The organism is Gordonia sesuvii (assembly GCF_036350415.1).
In the GTDB taxonomy this organism is placed as follows: domain Bacteria; phylum Actinomycetota; class Actinomycetes; order Mycobacteriales; family Mycobacteriaceae; genus Gordonia; species Gordonia sesuvii.
Genome location: NZ_JAZDUF010000002.1, coordinates 351,744 through 369,306, shown reverse-complemented (window position 1 = coordinate 369,306; position 17,563 = coordinate 351,744). Strand labels below are relative to the sequence as shown.

15 protein-coding genes are annotated in these 17,563 nt (G+C 66.6%); 9 read left to right on the top strand and 6 right to left on the bottom strand.

Features of this window, described 5'->3' with window-relative positions:
• Nucleotides 1-30: 30 nt before the first annotated feature.
• A complete protein-coding gene (locus VZC37_RS08460) occupies nucleotides 31-834 on the bottom strand; it encodes a hypothetical protein (protein ID WP_330432024.1) in 804 nt (267 codons plus the stop codon).
• 91 nt (nucleotides 835-925) lie between these two features.
• Between VZC37_RS08460 and VZC37_RS08455 the strand changes: the two genes are divergently transcribed.
• The 3 genes from VZC37_RS08455 to VZC37_RS08445 are packed head-to-tail and all read left to right on the top strand — an operon-like array spanning nucleotide 926 to nucleotide 3,446.
• A complete protein-coding gene (locus VZC37_RS08455) occupies nucleotides 926-1,756 on the top strand; it encodes a DUF3097 domain-containing protein (protein WP_330432023.1) in 831 nt (276 codons plus the stop codon).
• A 50-nt stretch (nucleotides 1,757-1,806) separates the two neighbouring features.
• Nucleotides 1,807-2,235 carry an NfeD family protein gene (locus VZC37_RS08450; protein WP_330432022.1) on the top strand — a complete coding sequence of 143 codons (429 nt, stop codon included), beginning with the start codon at nucleotides 1,807-1,809 and terminating at the stop codon, nucleotides 2,233-2,235.
• Between the two features lie 8 nt (nucleotides 2,236-2,243).
• Nucleotides 2,244-3,446, top strand: coding sequence for an SPFH domain-containing protein (locus tag VZC37_RS08445; RefSeq protein WP_330432490.1), 1,203 nt, complete (start codon nucleotides 2,244-2,246; stop codon nucleotides 3,444-3,446).
• Nucleotides 3,447-3,562: 116 nt separating this feature from the next.
• On the opposite strand, the gene VZC37_RS08440 is transcribed toward VZC37_RS08445, so the two are convergent.
• A complete protein-coding gene (locus VZC37_RS08440; RefSeq protein ID WP_431309362.1) occupies nucleotides 3,563-4,291 on the bottom strand; it encodes a TVP38/TMEM64 family protein in 729 nt (242 codons plus the stop codon).
• 126 nt (nucleotides 4,292-4,417) lie between these two features.
• On the opposite strand from VZC37_RS08440, the gene VZC37_RS08435 reads away from it, so the two are divergent.
• From VZC37_RS08435 to VZC37_RS08415, 5 genes are all read left to right on the top strand, one after another.
• A complete protein-coding gene (locus tag VZC37_RS08435; RefSeq protein WP_330432020.1) occupies nucleotides 4,418-6,334 on the top strand; it encodes a methylmalonyl-CoA mutase family protein in 1,917 nt (638 codons plus the stop codon).
• On the top strand, nucleotides 6,331-8,610 hold the full coding sequence (gene scpA, locus VZC37_RS08430) for a methylmalonyl-CoA mutase (protein ID WP_330432019.1): 2,280 nt from the start codon (nucleotides 6,331-6,333) through the stop codon (nucleotides 8,608-8,610). The genes VZC37_RS08435 and scpA overlap by 4 nt, the downstream gene beginning before the upstream one ends.
• The gene (gene meaB / locus VZC37_RS08425) at nucleotides 8,607-9,650 is read left to right on the top strand and encodes a methylmalonyl Co-A mutase-associated GTPase MeaB (protein WP_431309361.1); all 1,044 of its coding nucleotides are present in this window, start codon (nucleotides 8,607-8,609) and stop codon (nucleotides 9,648-9,650) included. The genes scpA and meaB overlap by 4 nt, the downstream gene beginning before the upstream one ends.
• Before the next feature lie 200 nt (nucleotides 9,651-9,850).
• Nucleotides 9,851-11,215, top strand: coding sequence for a hypothetical protein (locus VZC37_RS08420; protein WP_330432018.1), 1,365 nt, complete (start codon nucleotides 9,851-9,853; stop codon nucleotides 11,213-11,215).
• Between the two features lie 20 nt (nucleotides 11,216-11,235).
• Nucleotides 11,236-12,372, top strand: coding sequence for a lipase family protein (locus tag VZC37_RS08415; protein ID WP_330432017.1), 1,137 nt, complete (start codon nucleotides 11,236-11,238; stop codon nucleotides 12,370-12,372).
• 10 nt (nucleotides 12,373-12,382) lie between these two features.
• Here the strand turns inward: VZC37_RS08415 and VZC37_RS08410 are convergent, their stop codons facing one another.
• The 4 genes from VZC37_RS08410 to VZC37_RS08395 all read right to left on the bottom strand — a co-directional run bounded on the left by VZC37_RS08410 (nucleotide 12,383) and on the right by VZC37_RS08395 (nucleotide 15,901).
• Entirely contained in the window at nucleotides 12,383-13,213 is an 831-nt protein-coding gene (locus VZC37_RS08410) for a DUF5995 family protein (protein WP_330432016.1), read from the bottom strand.
• Between the two features lie 262 nt (nucleotides 13,214-13,475).
• Nucleotides 13,476-14,456 carry an iron-siderophore ABC transporter substrate-binding protein gene (locus VZC37_RS08405; RefSeq protein ID WP_330432015.1) on the bottom strand — a complete coding sequence of 327 codons (981 nt, stop codon included), beginning with the start codon at nucleotides 14,454-14,456 and terminating at the stop codon, nucleotides 13,476-13,478.
• A gap of 48 nt (nucleotides 14,457-14,504) precedes the next feature.
• Nucleotides 14,505-15,224 (bottom strand): SDR family oxidoreductase, encoded by a 720-nt coding sequence (locus tag VZC37_RS08400; RefSeq protein ID WP_330432014.1) that lies wholly within the window; start codon nucleotides 15,222-15,224, stop codon nucleotides 14,505-14,507.
• On the bottom strand, nucleotides 15,224-15,901 hold the full coding sequence (locus VZC37_RS08395) for an isochorismatase family protein (RefSeq protein ID WP_330432013.1): 678 nt from the start codon (nucleotides 15,899-15,901) through the stop codon (nucleotides 15,224-15,226). The genes VZC37_RS08400 and VZC37_RS08395 overlap by 1 nt, the downstream gene beginning before the upstream one ends.
• Before the next feature lie 24 nt (nucleotides 15,902-15,925).
• On the opposite strand from VZC37_RS08395, the gene VZC37_RS08390 reads away from it, so the two are divergent.
• Nucleotides 15,926-17,503, top strand: a complete 1,578-nt coding sequence (locus VZC37_RS08390; RefSeq protein WP_330432012.1) for a (2,3-dihydroxybenzoyl)adenylate synthase — start codon at nucleotides 15,926-15,928, stop codon at nucleotides 17,501-17,503.
• Nucleotides 17,504-17,563 lie beyond the last annotated feature (60 nt).

Sequence of the window (17,563 nt, the reverse complement as noted above, 5' to 3'; positions counted from 1 at the left end):
TCGCCCCGGCGGCGGCGCGCATCGGCTCGTTCAGAGGCCGGTCGGTAGGTGTTCGCAAATCACGCGATTGACGGCGGCTGCGCGTGCGTTGCGGGCGAGAGTGGCCAGTCGACGCAGTCCGACGTCACCGGTTTCGACGTGGCCGGCGGTGACACCGAAGGTCGGTACGTGCGCTCCGGCCATCGTGACGATCGCTTCCACCCTTGCCGCGGAGTCGATCACGCGCGTCGCACGTGCATCGTCGTGCGGTGGGAGATCGACCTGGTGGCGGGCGGTGAGGGTGGCCAACGTCGCACGCAGGGCGGCCGGCCGCACCCGCAGATCTGAGCCGCCGAGCCCGCCGATGATGTCGGCCGTCTCCCGAATCGCTTCGCGGAGATCGTATTCCAGCTGCGCCAGAGATTCGGCCGTGGTCATGTCGACGGGGTGTTCGTAGCGGTATACACCCCAATGGCAGACATCGCCCACCAGCGTTGGGACCAGACCCAACGTGATGTCGTCGACGTCGTCGTCGATCAGCAGGATCTCACCGGCGTCGAGCGCCGCGGCGGTGGCCGGACCGGGCGGGAGCCCCTGCGGGTCTCCAGCGGTGGGCAGGCGCACCCCCAGCCGTCGACCGCGACGGACCAGGGCGAGCAGACCGAGCCGAGAGTGCTCCGTGAGATCCGGCGGCAGTCCGTCGCCGTCGACCACGTGACGGTCGGCGAAGTCGCCGAGGGTGTCGGTGACATCGTCGGGACCGCAGCGACCGGCCGACCACGCCGCGGCCCACGCGCCGAGGGCGCAGCCGGGCCACGCGGGTGGTCCCGGGGCGATGAGGTCGGTGCTGGTCATGGCTTCTCCACGATAGGCGAGTCGGGCAATCGCCGATCATCCGGCGTGGCGGTCACGGCTGCGCAGGCGATGCGTCCTACGGTGACTTCTCGTGAGCGCTGACCGGTATGGACGTGACGTGCTGGCGAACCCTCGCCGAGCCAAGCCCCGAGCCCCCGAAGTCGCTGCCGACCGAGACCTGGTGGTGGAGGACGCCGCCACCGGGTTCTGCGGCGCGATCGTCGGCATCGAGAAAAGCTACTCCGGAGACCTCGTCCGCCTGGAGGACCGGCACGGCGCCACGCGCGTGTTCCTGATGCATCCGGCGGCGTTCCTGATCGACGGTCGACCGGTGACCCTCGTCCGGCCCCGATCGCGCGGCCCGCAGACGCCGGCCACGACCGCATCCGGTTCGCGGACTGTTCGACCGGCACGCGCGCGCACCGCTCGGGCGAGTCGCATCTTCGTCGAAGGTGTACACGATGCGACGTTGCTGGAGCGTGTCTGGGGTGACGACCTCCGCGTCGAAGGTGTCGTCGTGGAGAGTCTCGACGGATTGGACAACCTCGCCGATGTCCTCGGGGTGTTCGGTCCCGCCGGGCATCGACGGGCAGGTGTGTTGGTCGATCACCTGGTCGCGGGTTCGAAGGAGATGCGGCTGACCGGCGACGTGGGGGAACACGTGCTGGTCTGCGGCCATCCGTTCATCGACGTCTGGGAGGCGGTCAAACCCGCCTCGGTCGGCATCCGGGCGTGGCCGAAGGTTCCCCGCGGTGTCGACTGGAAGACCGGCGTGTGTCGCGAGTTGCGCTGGGGCACACCGCAAGACGGATGGCGTCGAGTGCTCTCGTCGGTCCGGAGTTACGCCGACCTCGAGGTCGACCTGTTGCGCTCGGTGGAGGAACTCATCGATTTCGTCACCGCAGCCGACGGGGACCGCTGACCCGGATTCGGACGAAACGTGCAAACCGTGACGTCTGGCACACTGGAGTCATGACCGCTCTGTTGTGGCTTGCCGCCGCGATCGTCCTGGTCATCGCCGAGATGTTCGGCGGCGACCTGGTACTGCTGATGCTGGGCGGGGGAGCGCTGGCCGCGGCCGGTGTGGATTTCGCTCTCGAGCCCCCGCTCTGGGTGGATGCAGTCGTGTTCGCGGTCGTCTCGGTGCTGTTGCTGGTCGTCGTCCGACCGGTGGCCCGGCGCCACATGCTCAACCGTCCGCAGTTGCTCACCAATACCGAAGCACTCGAGGGAAAGCATGCCGTCGTGACCGAACGTGTGGATTCGCACGACGGCCGGGTCAAGATCGGTGGCGACGTCTGGTCGGCCCGGACCCTCGATCCGGGTGAGGTGATCGAAGCCGGCGCCGAGGTCACCGTCGTGCAGATCGACGGCGCCACCGCAGTCGTCTGGAAGGGGTGACGGAGAACATGGAGTATGCCGGGTTGGTGGTACTGGCCCTGCTCGTCCTGCTCGTGGTCGTCGTACTGGTCAAGTCCATTGCGTTGATCCCGCAGGCCGAGGCAGCAGTCATCGAACGCCTCGGTCGATACACGCGGACGGTCTCGGGACAGCTGACCTTGCTGCTTCCGTTCATCGATCGGATCCGCGCCCGCGTCGACATCCGTGAGCGGGTCGTGTCATTCCCGCCGCAGCCGGTCATCACCGAGGACAACCTGACGCTGTCGATCGACACGGTGGTCTACTTCCAGGTGACGAACCCGAAGTCGGCCGTCTACGAGATCGACGACTACATCGCCGGTGTGGAACAGCTGACGATCACGACGCTCCGTAACGTCGTCGGCGGGATGACCCTCGAGGAGACGCTGACCTCCCGCGACTCGATCAACGGGCAACTCCGTGGTGTGCTCGACGAGGCCACCGGTCGTTGGGGTCTGCGCGTCGCGCGCGTGGAGCTCAAGAGCATCATGCCGCCTCCGTCGATCCAGGAATCGATGGAGAAGCAGATGAAGGCCGACCGGGAGAAGCGCGCGACGATTCTCTCGGCAGAGGGTCAGCGCGAGTCTGCCATCAAGACCGCCGAGGGCAACAAGCAGAGCCAGATCCTCGCTGCCGAGGGTGCAAAGCAGGCGGCGATCCTGGCCGCCGAGGCGGATCGGCAGTCGACGATCCTGCGGGCCCAGGGCGATCGGGCCGCGTCCTACCTCAAGGCGCAGGGTGAGGCGAAGGCGATCGAGAAGACCTTCGCCGCCGTGAAGGCCGCCAAGCCCACTCCCGAACTGCTCGCCTACCAGTACCTGCAGCAGATCCCCGAGATGGCCAAGGGGGAGAGCAGCAAGGTTTGGGTGGTGCCATCCGATTTCGGTTCCGCACTTCAGGGATTCGCGAAGTCCTTCGGCGCCCAGGGCGACGACGGTGTGTTCCGCTACGAACCGACCCACGACGAACCGTCGGCGGTCGACGAGGCCGAGACCGAGGACTGGTTCTCGCTGGAGTCGGATCCCAAGGTCGCCCAGGCGGTGGCGGAGGCGGAGAAGGTGGCTCGTCGTCCGGTCGATCCGGAGATCGCGACACGTTCGTCACGGCAGCTCTCCTACGGAAATCGGCAGGCGCGAGATGCAGCCCCGACCCCCGCGACGTCGGAGGCGGCGGACTCGGACGGCCCTTCGTGACGTTCCTCCGCTAGCGCTCCGGAACTCCTCAGGGACCAGGGGATGTCCGATCCCTGAGGAACGAGGCGCCGCGCGAGTGTTGTCCGATCCCTGAGGAACGAGGCGCTAGCCGAGTGTCACGAAGGGTCGGACACAGGCAGCCGAGCGTCGAGGATCAAGCCGGTCAGCCCCACGGCGAAGAAGCACGCACTGAGCAACAGCAACAGCGGGTTGCGTTGTCCGGCCATGGCATCGCCGAGGAGCACCACGGCGATGGTGCCGGGCGCCATGCCCACGACGGTGGCGACGAGGTAGGGCAGCGCCCGCACCGAGGACAGCGCCGAACAGTAGTTCGCGACCGAGAACGGGCACGCCGCGATGAGGCGCAGCGAGCCGACAGCCAGCCATCCGCGCCTGCTGAGCCGATACTCGACCGACCGGACGACCGGTTTCGTCAGATACGGCCGCACCCGTTCCCGCCCGACGGCCCGGACGAGCCAGAACGACACCATCGCCGACACTGTCGACGCGGCCATGGCACCGACGATCCCGACCGCGGGACCGAACAGGATCCCGGACATCACGGTGAACGGGGAGCGGGGGATCGGCGCAATCGTTATCAGTGCGTAGGCGCCGAAGAACACCCACACAAAGACGGGACCAAGGTCTTCGCCCCACGATCGGACCGCGCCGATCGACGGGATCGGAATGAAGTACGAGCTCAGCAATACGACCGCGACGACCGCGGTGAGGGTCAGGGCCGGCCGCACCACCCGGTGGTCGATGCGCCGGCGGGTGGGCCGGCCGACCTCTGGGTCACCCCCGGTCGACGACGCGTTCGCGGTGGTGAGGGGGTCGGAGGGCACCGGGACACTCTACCCGCGCGCGACTGCGTGCTCCTTGTCACAACAGACCTCCCATGTGGGCCGAGCGAGCGTTCGGCTAAAGTCGGGTACGCGCTCGACCCGAGCATGACGGAGGTATCACGACCCATGTCGCAGACCACTGCGTCGACGTCCGATCGGCCTGACGGGCCGCTCGCCGAGGCCTATCAGTCCTGGTCAGATGCCGCAGCAGCGGTGGTGGCCAAGTCCCGGCGGACAACCGTCGAGGAGTTGGGCGCGACGGCCGAGGAACTGCTGTCCACCGACACGATCGATGGACTTCGCATCCGCCCGCTGTACACCCGCAAGGACGAGACGGCCGAAGCCGGCCTCCCGGGAAGTTTCCCGTTCGTTCGCGGTGCGGATCCGGATCGTGACGTCGTGATGGGCTGGCGCGTCACCGAGCGATTCGGCGACGACACGGCCGGTGCCGCCGAGGTCAACGAGAGCATTCTGGAAGCGCTGGCCAACGGGACCAGCGGATTGTGGTTGCGCATCGGTGATGCGCTCGGCGCCGATGACCTCGCCACCGTGCTCGACGGCGTTTACCTCGATCTGATCCCGGTCACACTCGACGCGGGTATCGAGGGGATCGCGGCGGCGCGCGCGTTGCTCGCCCTGCGGGAGAAGGCAGGCGCCGCCCCACAGGCCGCCGAGCCCACTCCTGCCACCGTCACCTCGTTCGGGTTCAGTCCGTTGACAGCGGCGTTCTCCGGTCGGCCCACCGTCGACGTCGCGGAAGCGACTGCGCTCGCCGCCGAAGCGCCCTCTACGGTGCGATCGTTCCGGGTGGACGGCACCGATTTCGCCACCGCCGGCGCCGACAACGGACTCGAGCTCGCACTGGTCGTCGCGGCGGCCGTCACCCACTTGCGAGACCTCACCGCGGTCGGGGTGTCCGCCGCGGACGCGTTGCGGCAGATCACCTTCGCGGTCTCCGCGGGTGACGACCAGTTCGCGACCATCGCCAAGTTCCGTGCGCTACGCAAGCTCTGGGCCCGGGTGGCCGAGGTCGTCGGCGCCCCGGACGCGGGTGCGGCCCTGACCCACGGAGTCACCGACCTGTCGATGCAGAGTCAGCGTGATCCGTGGGTCAACATGCTGCGCACCACCATCGCGGCGTTCGGCGCGGGTGTCGGTGGGGCCGACCAGGTGACGGTTCTCGGCTTCGACGCGGCGATCCCGGCCGATCGGCGCACGTCGAGCGCCAGCTTCTCGCGACGTATCGCGCGCAACACTCAGCTGCTCCTGCTCGAGGAATCCAACATCGGTCGGGTCCTGGATCCGGCCGGGGGATCGTGGTTCGTCGAGACGCTCACCGAAGAGATGGCGGCCAACGCGTGGTCCGTCTTCGGCGAGATCGAAACTGCCGGAGGCTATCGCGCAGTACTGGACTCGGGGTGGATCGCAGATCAGGTGAGCGCGACGCTCGCGCGTCGCGACGACTCCGTCGCTCATCGCCGGATCGCGGTCACCGGGCTCAACGAGTTCCCGAATCTCGACGAGAAGCCGCTGGGTACCGACGTGGCCGACATCGACGACGTCCCCGGGGGTTCACCACGGCTGGCCCGGGTGGGTCGCGCCTTCGAAGAGTTGCGGGATCGCTCGGACGCCGTCCTCACCGAGACCGGCCGACGTCCTTCGGTGCTGCTGTTGCCGCTCGGCCCGGTCGCCGAGCACAACGGACGTACCACATTCGTCGCCAACCTCCTTGCCTCAGGTGGTATCTCGGCGATCAATCCCGGTCCGCTGACCCCCGATGCGATCGCCGACGCGGTGCGCGATGGTGACACGTCGATCGCGGTTCTGTGTGCGAGCAAGCAGCGCTACGCCGACGACGGGGCGGCCGCGCTCGCCGCCGCACGCGCGACCGACCTGTCCACGGTGCTGATGGCGGGTCCGGACAAGGAATGGCCCGACGAACAGAAACCGGACGGATCCCTGCGGATCGGCATCGACGCCGTCACCACCCTGCGTGAACTCCTCGACCAGCTCACCCACGAATCGGCGGGAGCGTCCTCATGACCCAGACCGAACCGACCAGCACGGCACAGGATTTCGGCGCCGTCCCCAGCTTCGCCGGGGTCGACCTGGATTCCGCAACCGCCACCACAAGCGGGTCTGCGGAGCCGGCCATCGAACGGCTCGCGCGCGCACAGGGCCAGTCACCCGACGAGATCACCTGGAACACACCGGAGCAGATCGACGTAAGGCCGATCTACACCCGGGCGGACCGGGATGCGGTGACCACCGACGACGAGCATCCCTACCCGCTCGACTCGACTCCCGGTGAGGCGCCGTTCATCCGCGGCCCTTATCCGACGATGTACGTCAATCAGCCGTGGACGATTCGTCAGTATGCGGGTTTCTCGACGGCCGCCGAGTCCAACGCCTTCTACCGTCGTAACCTCGCCGCGGGACAGAAGGGTCTGTCGGTCGCGTTCGACCTCGCCACGCACCGCGGCTACGACTCGGACCATCCCCGTGTGGCCGGCGACGTCGGCATGGCAGGCGTCGCGATCGACTCGATCCTCGACATGCGTCAGCTCTTCGACGGCATCGACCTCGGCTCGGTGTCGGTGTCGATGACCATGAACGGTGCAGTGCTGCCGATCCTGGCGCTGTATGTCGTCGCCGCAGAAGAGCAAGGCGTGCCGCCGGAGAAGCTGGCCGGGACCATCCAGAACGACATTCTCAAAGAGTTCATGGTCCGCAACACCTACATCTATCCGCCGAAGCCGTCGATGCGGATCATCTCGAACATCTTCGAGTACACCAGCCAGAAGATGCCGAAGTTCAACTCCATCTCGATCTCCGGGTACCACATCCAGGAGGCCGGGGCCACAGCGGATCTCGAACTCGCGTACACACTGGCCGACGGCGTCGAGTACATCCGCGCCGGCCTCGAGGCCGGCCTCGATATCGACAAGTTCGCACCCCGGCTCTCGTTCTTCTGGGGTATCGGGATGAACTTCTTCATGGAGGTCGCCAAGCTTCGTGCGGCGCGCCTGCTGTGGAGCGAACTGGTCGCCGACTTCGCGCCGAAGAACCCGAAATCGCTGTCGCTGCGTACACATTCGCAGACATCTGGCTGGTCCCTCACCGCCCAGGACGTGTTCAACAACGTGGCACGCACCTGCGTGGAGGCCATGGCCGCGACCCAGGGGCACACCCAGTCGCTGCACACCAACGCGCTCGACGAGGCGATCGCCCTGCCCACCGACTTCTCGGCGCGGATCGCCCGCAACACGCAGTTGCTCCTGCAGCAGGAGTCCGGGACCACCCGGTCGATCGATCCATGGGCCGGTTCCAACTACGTCGAGTGGTTGACGCACCAGTTGGCGCAGAAGGCACGCGCGCACATCCGTGAGGTCGAGGAGACCGGCGGCATGACGCAGGCCATCAACGAGGGGCTGCCCAAGCTCCGGATCGAGGAGGCGGCTGCTCGTACGCAGGCGCGGATCGACTCGGGCCGTCAGCCGCTGGTCGGCGTGAACAAGTACCAGGTCGCCGACGACGAGGAGATCGAGGTCCTCAAGGTCGAGAACTCCAAGGTGCGCGCCGAGCAGTTGGAGAAGCTCGAGCGCCTGCGCGCCGAGCGCGACGAGAACGCTGTGCAGGCGGCATTGGCGGACCTGACCCGCGCCGCGGCGTCCGACGAAGGCGGCCTCGAGAACAACCTGATGGCTCTGGCCATCGAGGCGGCTCGCCACCAGGCGACGGTCGGGGAGATCTCCGAGGCGATGGAAAAGGTCTATGGTCGCCATCAAGCGGAGATCAAGACCATCAGCGGGGTGTACCGACATGAGGCGGGCGAGGTGAAGAACGTCGACGCGGCGACCGAGATCGTCCGGCAGTTCGGCGAGGCCGAAGGCCGCCGCCCCCGTGTGCTCGTCGCGAAGATGGGGCAGGACGGCCACGATCGCGGGCAGAAGGTGATCGCGACCGCGTTCGCCGACCTCGGCTTCGACGTCGATGTGGGCCCGTTGTTCGCAACCCCCGACGAGGTCGCAGCGCAGGCGGCGGACAACGACGTGCATGTCGTGGGTGTGTCCTCGTTGGCCGCCGGTCACCTGACCCTCGTGCCGGCGCTCAAGCAGGCGCTCGCCGAGGTGGGACGGCCCGACATCATGATCGTGGTCGGTGGCGTGATCCCGCCGGGCGACTTCGACGAGCTGTATCAGGCCGGGGCGTCCGCGATCTTCCCGCCGGGAACCGTGATCGCCGATTCTGCAGTGGAACTCGTCACCAAGCTCGCCGACGGTCTCGGGCATGAACTGGCCGGGGTCGCCCCAGAGTGAGTCGTCCCAGCGTGACCTCCGAGGAGAACGACGACAGCGCGGTCGCGGCGGCGCGCAGACGAATCGATGTCGACGCGCTCGAACGTGGGGTGCTCGATGATCGCCGGGCCGATCTGGCTCGTGCGATCACGCTCGTCGAGTCGAGTCGCGCCGATCATCGCGCGGCGGCGCAGGAGTTGCTGCTCCGGCTGACACCACACTCGGGGCGATCGTTTCGGGTCGGCATCACCGGTGTACCGGGCGTCGGGAAGTCGACGACCATCGAGGCGCTCGGCATGTACCTGATCGAGCAGGGACACAAGGTCGCCGTCCTCGCCGTCGACCCGTCGTCGACGCGGACCGGCGGCTCGATCCTCGGCGACAAGACCCGCATGGGCCGGCTGTCGATGGACAAGAACGCCTACATTCGCCCGTCGCCGACCTCGGGCACACTCGGTGGCGTCGCCAAGGCGACCAGAGAGACGATCGTGCTGGTCGAGGCCGCAGGATTCGATGTCGTTCTCGTCGAGACCGTAGGCGTCGGCCAGTCCGAGGTGACCGTGGCCAACATGGTCGACACGTTCACCTTCCTGACCTTGGCGCGGACCGGGGATTCGTTGCAGGGCATCAAGAAGGGTGTGCTCGAGCTCGCCGATGTAGTCGTGGTGAACAAGGCCGACGGCAAACACCTCAACGAGGCCAAGGGCGCAGCCCGTGAGCTCAAGAACGCGCTCAAGCTGATCTATCCGCACGACGCGCTCTGGGTGCCCCCGGTACAGACCATGAGCGCGTTGGAGAACTCCGGCGTGTCCGAGTACTGGGACGCGGTGCTCCGACACAAGCAGACCCTCAGCGACGCAGGACAGTTCGACGCCAGGCGCGCCCAGCAGCAGATCGACTGGACGTGGGCGATGGTCAACGACATCGTGCTGTCTCGCTTGGCGCACAGTCCCGAGGTCAGGCAGATCCGTTCCGGAGTGGAACGCGACGTCCGTACGGGCGATCTCACCCCCGCACTGGCCGCCCAACGCATCGTGGACGCCTTCGACGCTCGCTCATAGCGCAGATTCCGCGACACGTTCGTTGTGGAAATGGTCACCGGCGTTGGCCCCACTGAGACCGGCCTGTTACTTTGCTTAGGATCACCTAACTCGGGTGGTTCTCGCCGCTGTGCCGATCACGAGCACCGGTCGGCGGGTATGGGGAAGTACCTGGGGTCGAGAGGGTGGGGCGCTTGCTACGCCGAGTGACGATCATCGTGATGGCTGCGGTCATCACAGTCGGATTCGCCGAAGGTCACGGTGCGCTTGTCGCGCCGGCGGGCGCGGTACCGGCGACGCCGTCAGCACCCGCACAACCGAACGCCTCAGCCGAGGCGAAGAAGGAATGCGTCGGCTCCGACTTCGCCACATTCGGCAAGATCTACGACGCGATCTTCGACTCGATCGTCCCGTACCTGCCCCCGCAGGTGCGCAAAGACCGCGCCGCCATCAAGGCGCAGGCTCATCGGGACATGGACCGGCTCCGCATCTCCAACATGATGGTGTCCAACCATCCGAATCAGCTCGGCGCCGAGCGCGGGGACCCGATCATGAAGTATCGCGACCCCATCTCGCTGTACGTCGTCTCGCAGCTGCTGAATGTGCGCGAGGGCAAGCAGTTCCAGGCCATCACGGTCGAGAACCTGACCCTGGCGCAGGCCGTCGAGACGGTGTGGTTGCTCATCCACACCACCGTCATCATCCCGCTCACGGTCGTCCTGAGCGCTGTCCCGAACATCGCACCGATCTGGGGACCGATCAACGTCCGGTTCCTCGTCACGCTGCCCTTTTACATCGGCATGTACGGAGCGCGGTACCTATACCAGTTCATCTCGAGTGCGTTGGTGAACTCCTGCCTCGTCTCGATGACACAGGAGGAGCAGAACCAGGCGGGCAAGCCGGTCAAGGATCTGCGGTTCGCGGGATCGGTGCCGAAGTTCATCGACGAGATCGCCGGTCAGGTGGATCTCGCGGATCAGCGCGGCTGCGAACCGATCGGCAACCAGCCGATGTCCCGCATCGTCGACCGGACCACGAAGTACCTCGTCGACACCAACAAGGACCCGGCGACGAAGGCCGCGATCACCGGCATCTCCCGCGACGTCGAGAACCGGATGCGCAACACGTGGGTGCCGGCCAATCTGATTCCCGCAGATCCGGCCGACTTCAACCAGATCGAGGGGCTGATCTCGCTGCTCGGCGGCTACGTGTCGCCGGACATCCCGCTCACCATCGGCGAGAACCAGTTCAGCATCGGCACATCCGGCGCTCCGCTCGACATCGTCATCGGGCTGATCCACAACTTCAATCACGGCCAGAATCTAGGTGAGCAGGTCCGGCTCTGGGACCTGCCCGTCACCAAGTCGATGACGGCTGCGTACTACACGATGTACTTCAGCATTTATGTCGCCCAGACGATCTACGCCAATGCACTGCCGATCGCACTCCCCGGTGTCGCGCAGTACGTGCCGCGCCCGTTCGGACTCTTCTACGCGCCGTTGAACTTCGGATTCAACGCCTACCACAACGTGTTGAGATCAATGTGTTTCGCCGAGGACAAGAAACTGGAGGCAATGGTCGCATGATCCGGAGGATGACTCGAAGGATGGCTCTCGTGGGTGCCTCGGTGCTCGCCGGGGTGGGACTCGTCGTGGTGCCCGGAGCTTCCGCAGCACCACAGCCCGAGGCCGGAACGGTCCTGCGCACCACCGACATCACCGACCGACCCGATTCGAAGGTCGCCGGCGCCGGCCGGGTCATCGCGATGACCTACTTGTCGGAGAACCCGGACGGGGACCTCATCCCGGTCCGCGGGACGGTGCTCATCCCATCGAAGGCTCCGCGGCCCGGCGGTTGGCGACTGATGGGTTACGCGCACGGCACCGCCGGTCTCGGCGATCAATGCACGGTCACCGATCGGATGGGCCACGAGGGTCGCTACGACGACTGGCTCGGACCGTGGCTGAAAGACGGATATGTCATCACCGCAACCGAATACGCCGGTATCGGTGGCCCGGGTGTGCATGCCTACCTCGACGGTGAGGTGGCGGGAAAGAATGTCCTGGACTCGGTCCGCGCCGCGCGGACCGTCGTCGCGCAGCAGGGTGGAACCGCCTCACCGGCCTACATCACCAGCGGGGCCTCGCAGGGTGGCCATGCTTCCCTGTGGTCGGCGAGCCTGGCCGACGACTACGCCCCGGAGCTCCGCAACGTCGGAGGCGTGGTGAACTCACCTCCGGTCAACATCGCCGACTATTTCCAGTTGCTGCGTCCCGGTGTGCCTCCGGTGGCGGTGCCGGACTACGTGACGTACTTCTCGTACGTGATGGCCGGCCTCAAGGTGGCACGCCCCGAACTCGACGTCGACTCGTACCTGACGCCGTTGGGGCGCAAGGTGGTCGAGGACGCGAAGACATTCTGCTACCCCAACCAGGGTCGTGCCACGCGGGGAATGAACGTCGGCCAGCTGATCGCCCGCCCATTCGACCAGGGCCCGCTGATCCCGGCTCTGCGCGAGGCAACCGGCGTGCCGACATCGGGCTTCGGCGCACCGATGTTGGTCCAGCAGGGAACGCTCGACCCGGTGTCGTTCGCTCCGCTGACCACCCAGTTCGTCAACGAGATGCGCACCGACGGTGCCGACGTCGACTTCCGGGAGGCCCAAGCCGGGCATGGGTTGGGTGCGTGGGCCGAAACGGAGGCGCTGCAGTGGTCCAACGCCCAGCAATGGCCCGGACGCTGAAGCTCTGAATTCAGAGTTCGGTCTGAATCGGCGCGGGAGTGGCCGCGATCTCGTTCAGCACACGGATGTTGTGCGCGACGTCGCGGCTCTCCCGGGCCGCGATCTGGGTGACCGCACGATCGAGCACACCGATGAGCCCCGGCGGATCGAACACCAGGGCCGACTGATGTGACACACGACGGTCCCGGGTCCAGATCACAGGCGGCCGTGCGAAACCCGGAGTCGGCGCGAGAACGGTGGCGAACCGCCATGCGCTGTCCCGCAATGCTCGGATTGCCTCATTGATCACGAAGATCTGGTGATCGCGCAGCACCGCATAGATGTCGGCCAGTGCCGGTGAGATCTCGTTGACATCGGCGAGAACGCCGGCCACCTGACTCGCGAGGACGGCGTTGATGGTGTCGAAATCACGGCGGAGATCACGTAGCCGCCGTGCACTTCCGGTAACGTCGACGGTTGCGATACCGAGGTCTAGGACGATGTGGGTGTGCACCCCGGACAACATGTGCTGCACCAGAATCGGCTTCGGCTGCGCGGCGTGTTCGAAGGTCGTACGCCACGATCGGGTCGGTGCCGGGAACCGGTCGGGGTGAAACCACCCGTTGACGGCGTCGAGATAGCGGGCAGCGAAGACGACGTCGAGTCGCTCCATCCGGGCGGCGTCCTCGAAGGCGCCTTCGTCGATGGCGACGCCCACAGCCACGGTGATGCGCTTGTAGAGCGCGGCGAAGTAGCCCATCCGGCTCGACTCGGAGCCGGCCCAGTCGACGATCACGTCGATCGCTGCGACGACCTCGTCGATCGTGTGGACCGCGGGAAGCGGTGGCGGTGGCCGGGTCATGTGACGATTGTCGGCCGCGCCGGGATCTATCGGTAGAGCGGAGAGGGGAATTCGGTTGATGAACGGACGGTGCGGGGGGTCTCGATACGCCGGCTCGCAGGCTCGCGCGGCCACTCGACCAGCGAAAGGTCGCCTCGCGCGGCTTTAACCGTTGGTCGAGTAGCGGCGACGAAGGAGACGCGTATCGAGACCCGCTCCAACCCGTTGGTCGAGTAGCCGCGACGAAGGAGCGGCGTATCGAGACCCCGTTACACGCGTCGTGTCACATCCGGTCGGCCACCGGATTCAGCAGCCCGATCACGTAATCCACCGACGGGGCGCTCGGCACGCCGAACGCCGGGGCGTTGTCGTTGGTCAGGTACACGACGGTGTCATTCTGCACGGCCGTGAGATTGTCCCAGCCCGGAACGTTCTGGTACACGGAGTCGTCGCCGAGCGTCCACGCCACCAGCAGATCCGAGTTGAGCAGGTCGATACGCTCGGTCGAGATCGGCGAACGCGTCGCGGTTCCGTTGTGCTGCTCTGCGAGAGCAGGATTCAGCGTGAAGCCGAGCTGCTCGAGGAGGCCGGCGGCCGAGTCCTTTGTGGAGTTGATCGCACCGATCTGCCCGGTTGGCTGGAACTGGGCGAAGGTGAAGGTCTTGCCCATCGCGTCGGGGTGATCGGACTTGAACTGCTCGATCCTCTCGTTGGTGTCGGTCACGAGTGCCTCGGCTTCGTCTTCGACCCCGAAGATCTGCCCGGTGGTGGTCGCGATGTCCTCCCAGGTGTCGACGGTCGCGCCTTCCTGCATCACCGGGATGGTCGGCGCGAGACCGCTCAGCTGTTCGTAACGACGCTCGTCACCCAGGTAGCCTGCGAGGATCAGATCCGGTTCGTACGCGGCGATCTCCGAGATATCCAGTGAGGACAGGGAACCCACGACCTTCACCTCCGACTCATGCTCGGGGGTCCACTCGAACTCATTGTTCGGGCCGGCGTATCCCTGTTCCTTGAACTCGGCCGTGATCGGGATGTCCAGGGCGGCCAGGGTGTCGGTCCAGTTGGTGAGCAGGGTGACGACGCGCTCCGGACGGTTGTCGATGGTGGTGCTGCCGTACTCGTGCTCGATGGTCACGGGCGTGTAGGGGGCGCTGCTGTCCGACGATTCCTCGGACGGCGCCGAGCAACCCGCAACCAGTGCGATGAGCGCAGCGGTTGCCGCGACCAGCGGGGCGCGGAGTGCGAAACGCTTGTTCTTCAAGACGATTACCTAACTTCGGGGACTTCTGACCAACGTGTGTTTCGCCATTCACATGTCCAACGTTGCACCTCCGTCGACACGCAAATCGTGCATCGTCACGTGCCGAGCAGCATCGGAGGCCAAGTAGACCACCGCCGCCGCGATGTCATCGGGGTCGGCGATGCGTTGAAGGGGGATTCCGAGACGAAATCGACCAGGATTGCCGGCGATCACGGTGTCCCGGTCAGCGTCCGACGACCACATGCCGCGGAGCATCGATGTGTCGGTGGAGCCCGGGGACACGATGTTCACCCGGACACCACTGGACGCGACGGCCAGCGCGACGCTACGCGTGTACGAGGTCGCAGCTGCCTTGGACGCGGCATACGCCGCCATGTCGGCGCGTGGAGTCGCGCCCGCGTTGCTCGAGATCACCACGGCGGCACCGGCGCGTCGGGTCGACATCGCGGTCATCGCGACATCCAGCACGTTGCGAACGCCGGTCGCGTTTACCGCCATGCACACGGCCCAATCGTCGCTGAGCACTCCTGCCGCGTGCACCAACAGGTCAACCGGGCCAGCCTGCTGTTCGGTTTCCTGCCAAGCACTCTCGACGCCGGAGCGATCGGTGACGTCGACCCGCCGTCCTGCGCCCGCGTCGAGATCCCAGGCGTGGACCGTCGCGCCGGCCGCGGCGAGCGCGTCGACCACAGCGCGGCCGATGCCCCCGGACGCACCCGTGACGACTGCGGTACGTCCGTCGATGCCGGCGATGGGCGCGGTGCTCATCAGTGCGAGCCGGTGCGGATCGTCGAAGTGTCCACGGTCAACTGGTCGGTGACGGACAGTGCATTCAGGACATGTGCGGTGGTGCAGACGAGACCCGCACGCTTGCCGATGTATTCAGCGGCCATCTGGTGCTCGTCGCGGGTGAAGTCGCCCATCGCATCGACGACGAAGAACGGTGCCACATCGCTCATGAACGCCTCGGTGGCGCTGATCATGCAGCCCATATGGGCATAGACGCCGACGACGATGAGTTGATCGCGTCCATGGTGTCCGAGCAGTTGCCGGAGATCGGTGCGCTGGAATCCGGAGTACCGCCACTTGGTGACGGTGATGTCGTCCTCGCGTGGACTGAGTTCGTCGACGATCTCCTCGTCGCGACCCGACTCGAGTCCGCCACCCCAGAAATCGGCGAGAATCCCGCGGCGGGACGGGTGCTGGTCGCCTGGCTGAGCCGTGTAGACGACGGGCACCCCGGCGCGGCAGCATGCCTCACGGATACGGACCATGTTCGGTAAGGCGGTGACCATCGGTTCCCGGTCGCGCTGGTAGGCGTCGATGAAGTATCGCTGCATGTCGTGGATCAGCAGCGCGGTGCGCCTCGGTTCCAGCGCCCAGTCGACGCGGGCGGGAAACGGGCCGCGGGGGATGGGGTAGGGGTCGATAGACGGGATAGCCACAGCATTAGGGTAGCCTCACCTTCTGTGAAGGTCTCACCGTGGCCCCCCGAGTACGCCGACCGCTATCGTGCGCTGGGCCTATGGACCGGCGAGACGTTCGATGACATCCTCCGCCGCCGTGCGGCCGACTCGGCCGTCGGATCGCGGGTCGCCGTGGTCGACATCCACCGGAAACTCACCTATGCGGAGCTCGACGAACGAGTCGACCGATTGGCAGCCGGACTGCACGGCCTGGGTCTGCAACCGGATGATCGAGTGCTGCTGCAGATCCCGAACCGCGTCGCCTACGTCGAGACGGTGTTCGCTCTCTTCCGTGCCCGTTTGGTGCCGGTGTTCGGTCTGCCGGCTCATCGCGAGGCCGAGCTCGTCGGTATCGCTCGCTCCGCCGGGGCGGTGGCGATCGTATCGCCTGCGACCCATGACGGTTTCGATCATCGCGCGCTGGCCGAGACGGTCGCTGCGCAGGTGGAGTCGGTACGGACCCTGATCGATGTCGACGACCTCGAATCTCTCTTCGCCGAACCGATCGACCATGGCAGCGCAGACTCCTCAGATCTGGCTTTCCTGCAGTTGTCCGGCGGGAGCACTGGGATCCCGAAACTCATCCCGCGCACCCACGACGACTACCTCTACAGTGTGCGGCGCAGCAACGAGGTGTGTGCCGTGACGGACCAAACGGTCTACCTGGCGACACTCCCGGTGGCGCACAACTTCCCGATGAGCTCGCCGGGCATCCTCGGCGCGATGTACGCCGGCGGCACCGTGGTCCTGACCGAATCGCCCACACCTTCGGTCGCGTGGCAGCTCGTCGAGCGCGAACGCGTGACGATGACGGGTCTGGTGCCACCCCTGGCGCGGTTGTGGACCGAGACCGCCGAACGCGGAGCGGAGTTCGACATCTCGTCGCTGGAGACGGTGCAGGTGGGGGGCGCCCGCTGCCCGGACGAGCTTGCCGCGCGGATCGGCCCGGCGCTCGGAGTCCGACTGCAGCAGGTGTTCGGCATGGCCGAAGGGCTGGTCTGCTACACGCGGCTCGACGACCCGCTCGACGAGGTGTGCACCACCCAGGGCGCACCGATGTCCGATCAGGACCAACTCCGCCTCGTCGACGAGAACGGCGACCCGGTCACCTCGGGGCCCGGCTTCCTCGAAACCCAAGGCCCCTACACGATTCGCGGGTATTGGCAGGGTGCGGGCGCCGACTCGTTCGCCCCGGACGGCTGGTACCGGACGGGCGACGTCGTCGAGTTCAGCGACCGCGGCAACCTGGTGGTCCGCGGTCGCGGCGGGGACCGGGTCAACCGCGGCGGTGAGAAGGTCTCCGCCGAGCAACTCGAAGAGCAACTCCTCACCCATCCCGGGGTGCGTGACGCGATCGTCGTCGCGGTCGCGGATGCGTATCTCGGTGAACGGACCTGTGCCTACGTGATCCCTGCGGATCCGGAGGATCCGCCCAACCTGGCGGGTATTCGTAGGTTCGTGCGTGCCGGCGGGCTCGCCGAGTGGAAACTTCCCGACACCGTCAAGGTGATCGAGGAGTTCCCCGAGACCGGTGTGGGCAAGGTGAGCCGGAAGAAGTTGCGCGCCCTGCTGGCCGGATAGCGCACCCCGCCTACACCTCGCGCACGCATCGATCCCGCGCGCTCGAAAATTCACGCGCGC

What these genes read in the sequence shown, in the direction of transcription:
- VZC37_RS08450 (WP_330432022.1), top strand. Translation starts at nt 1,807, where the DNA reads ATGACCGCTCTGTTGTGGCTTGCCGCCGCGATCGTCCTGGTCATCGCC.
- VZC37_RS08435 (WP_330432020.1), top strand. Translation starts at nt 4,418, where the DNA reads ATGTCGCAGACCACTGCGTCGACGTCCGATCGGCCTGACGGGCCGCTC.
- scpA (WP_330432019.1), top strand. Translation starts at nt 6,331, where the DNA reads ATGACCCAGACCGAACCGACCAGCACGGCACAGGATTTCGGCGCCGTC.
- VZC37_RS08415 (WP_330432017.1), top strand. Translation starts at nt 11,236, where the DNA reads ATGGCTCTCGTGGGTGCCTCGGTGCTCGCCGGGGTGGGACTCGTCGTG.
- VZC37_RS08400 (WP_330432014.1), bottom strand. Translation starts at nt 15,224, where the DNA reads ATGAGCACCGCGCCCATCGCCGGCATCGACGGACGTACCGCAGTCGTC.
- VZC37_RS08445 (WP_330432490.1), top strand. Translation starts at nt 2,244, where the DNA reads ATGGAGTATGCCGGGTTGGTGGTACTGGCCCTGCTCGTCCTGCTCGTG.
- VZC37_RS08460 (WP_330432024.1), bottom strand. Translation starts at nt 834, where the DNA reads ATGACCAGCACCGACCTCATCGCCCCGGGACCACCCGCGTGGCCCGGC.
- VZC37_RS08420 (WP_330432018.1), top strand. Translation starts at nt 9,851, where the DNA reads ATGGCTGCGGTCATCACAGTCGGATTCGCCGAAGGTCACGGTGCGCTT.
- VZC37_RS08410 (WP_330432016.1), bottom strand. Translation starts at nt 13,213, where the DNA reads ATGACCCGGCCACCGCCACCGCTTCCCGCGGTCCACACGATCGACGAG.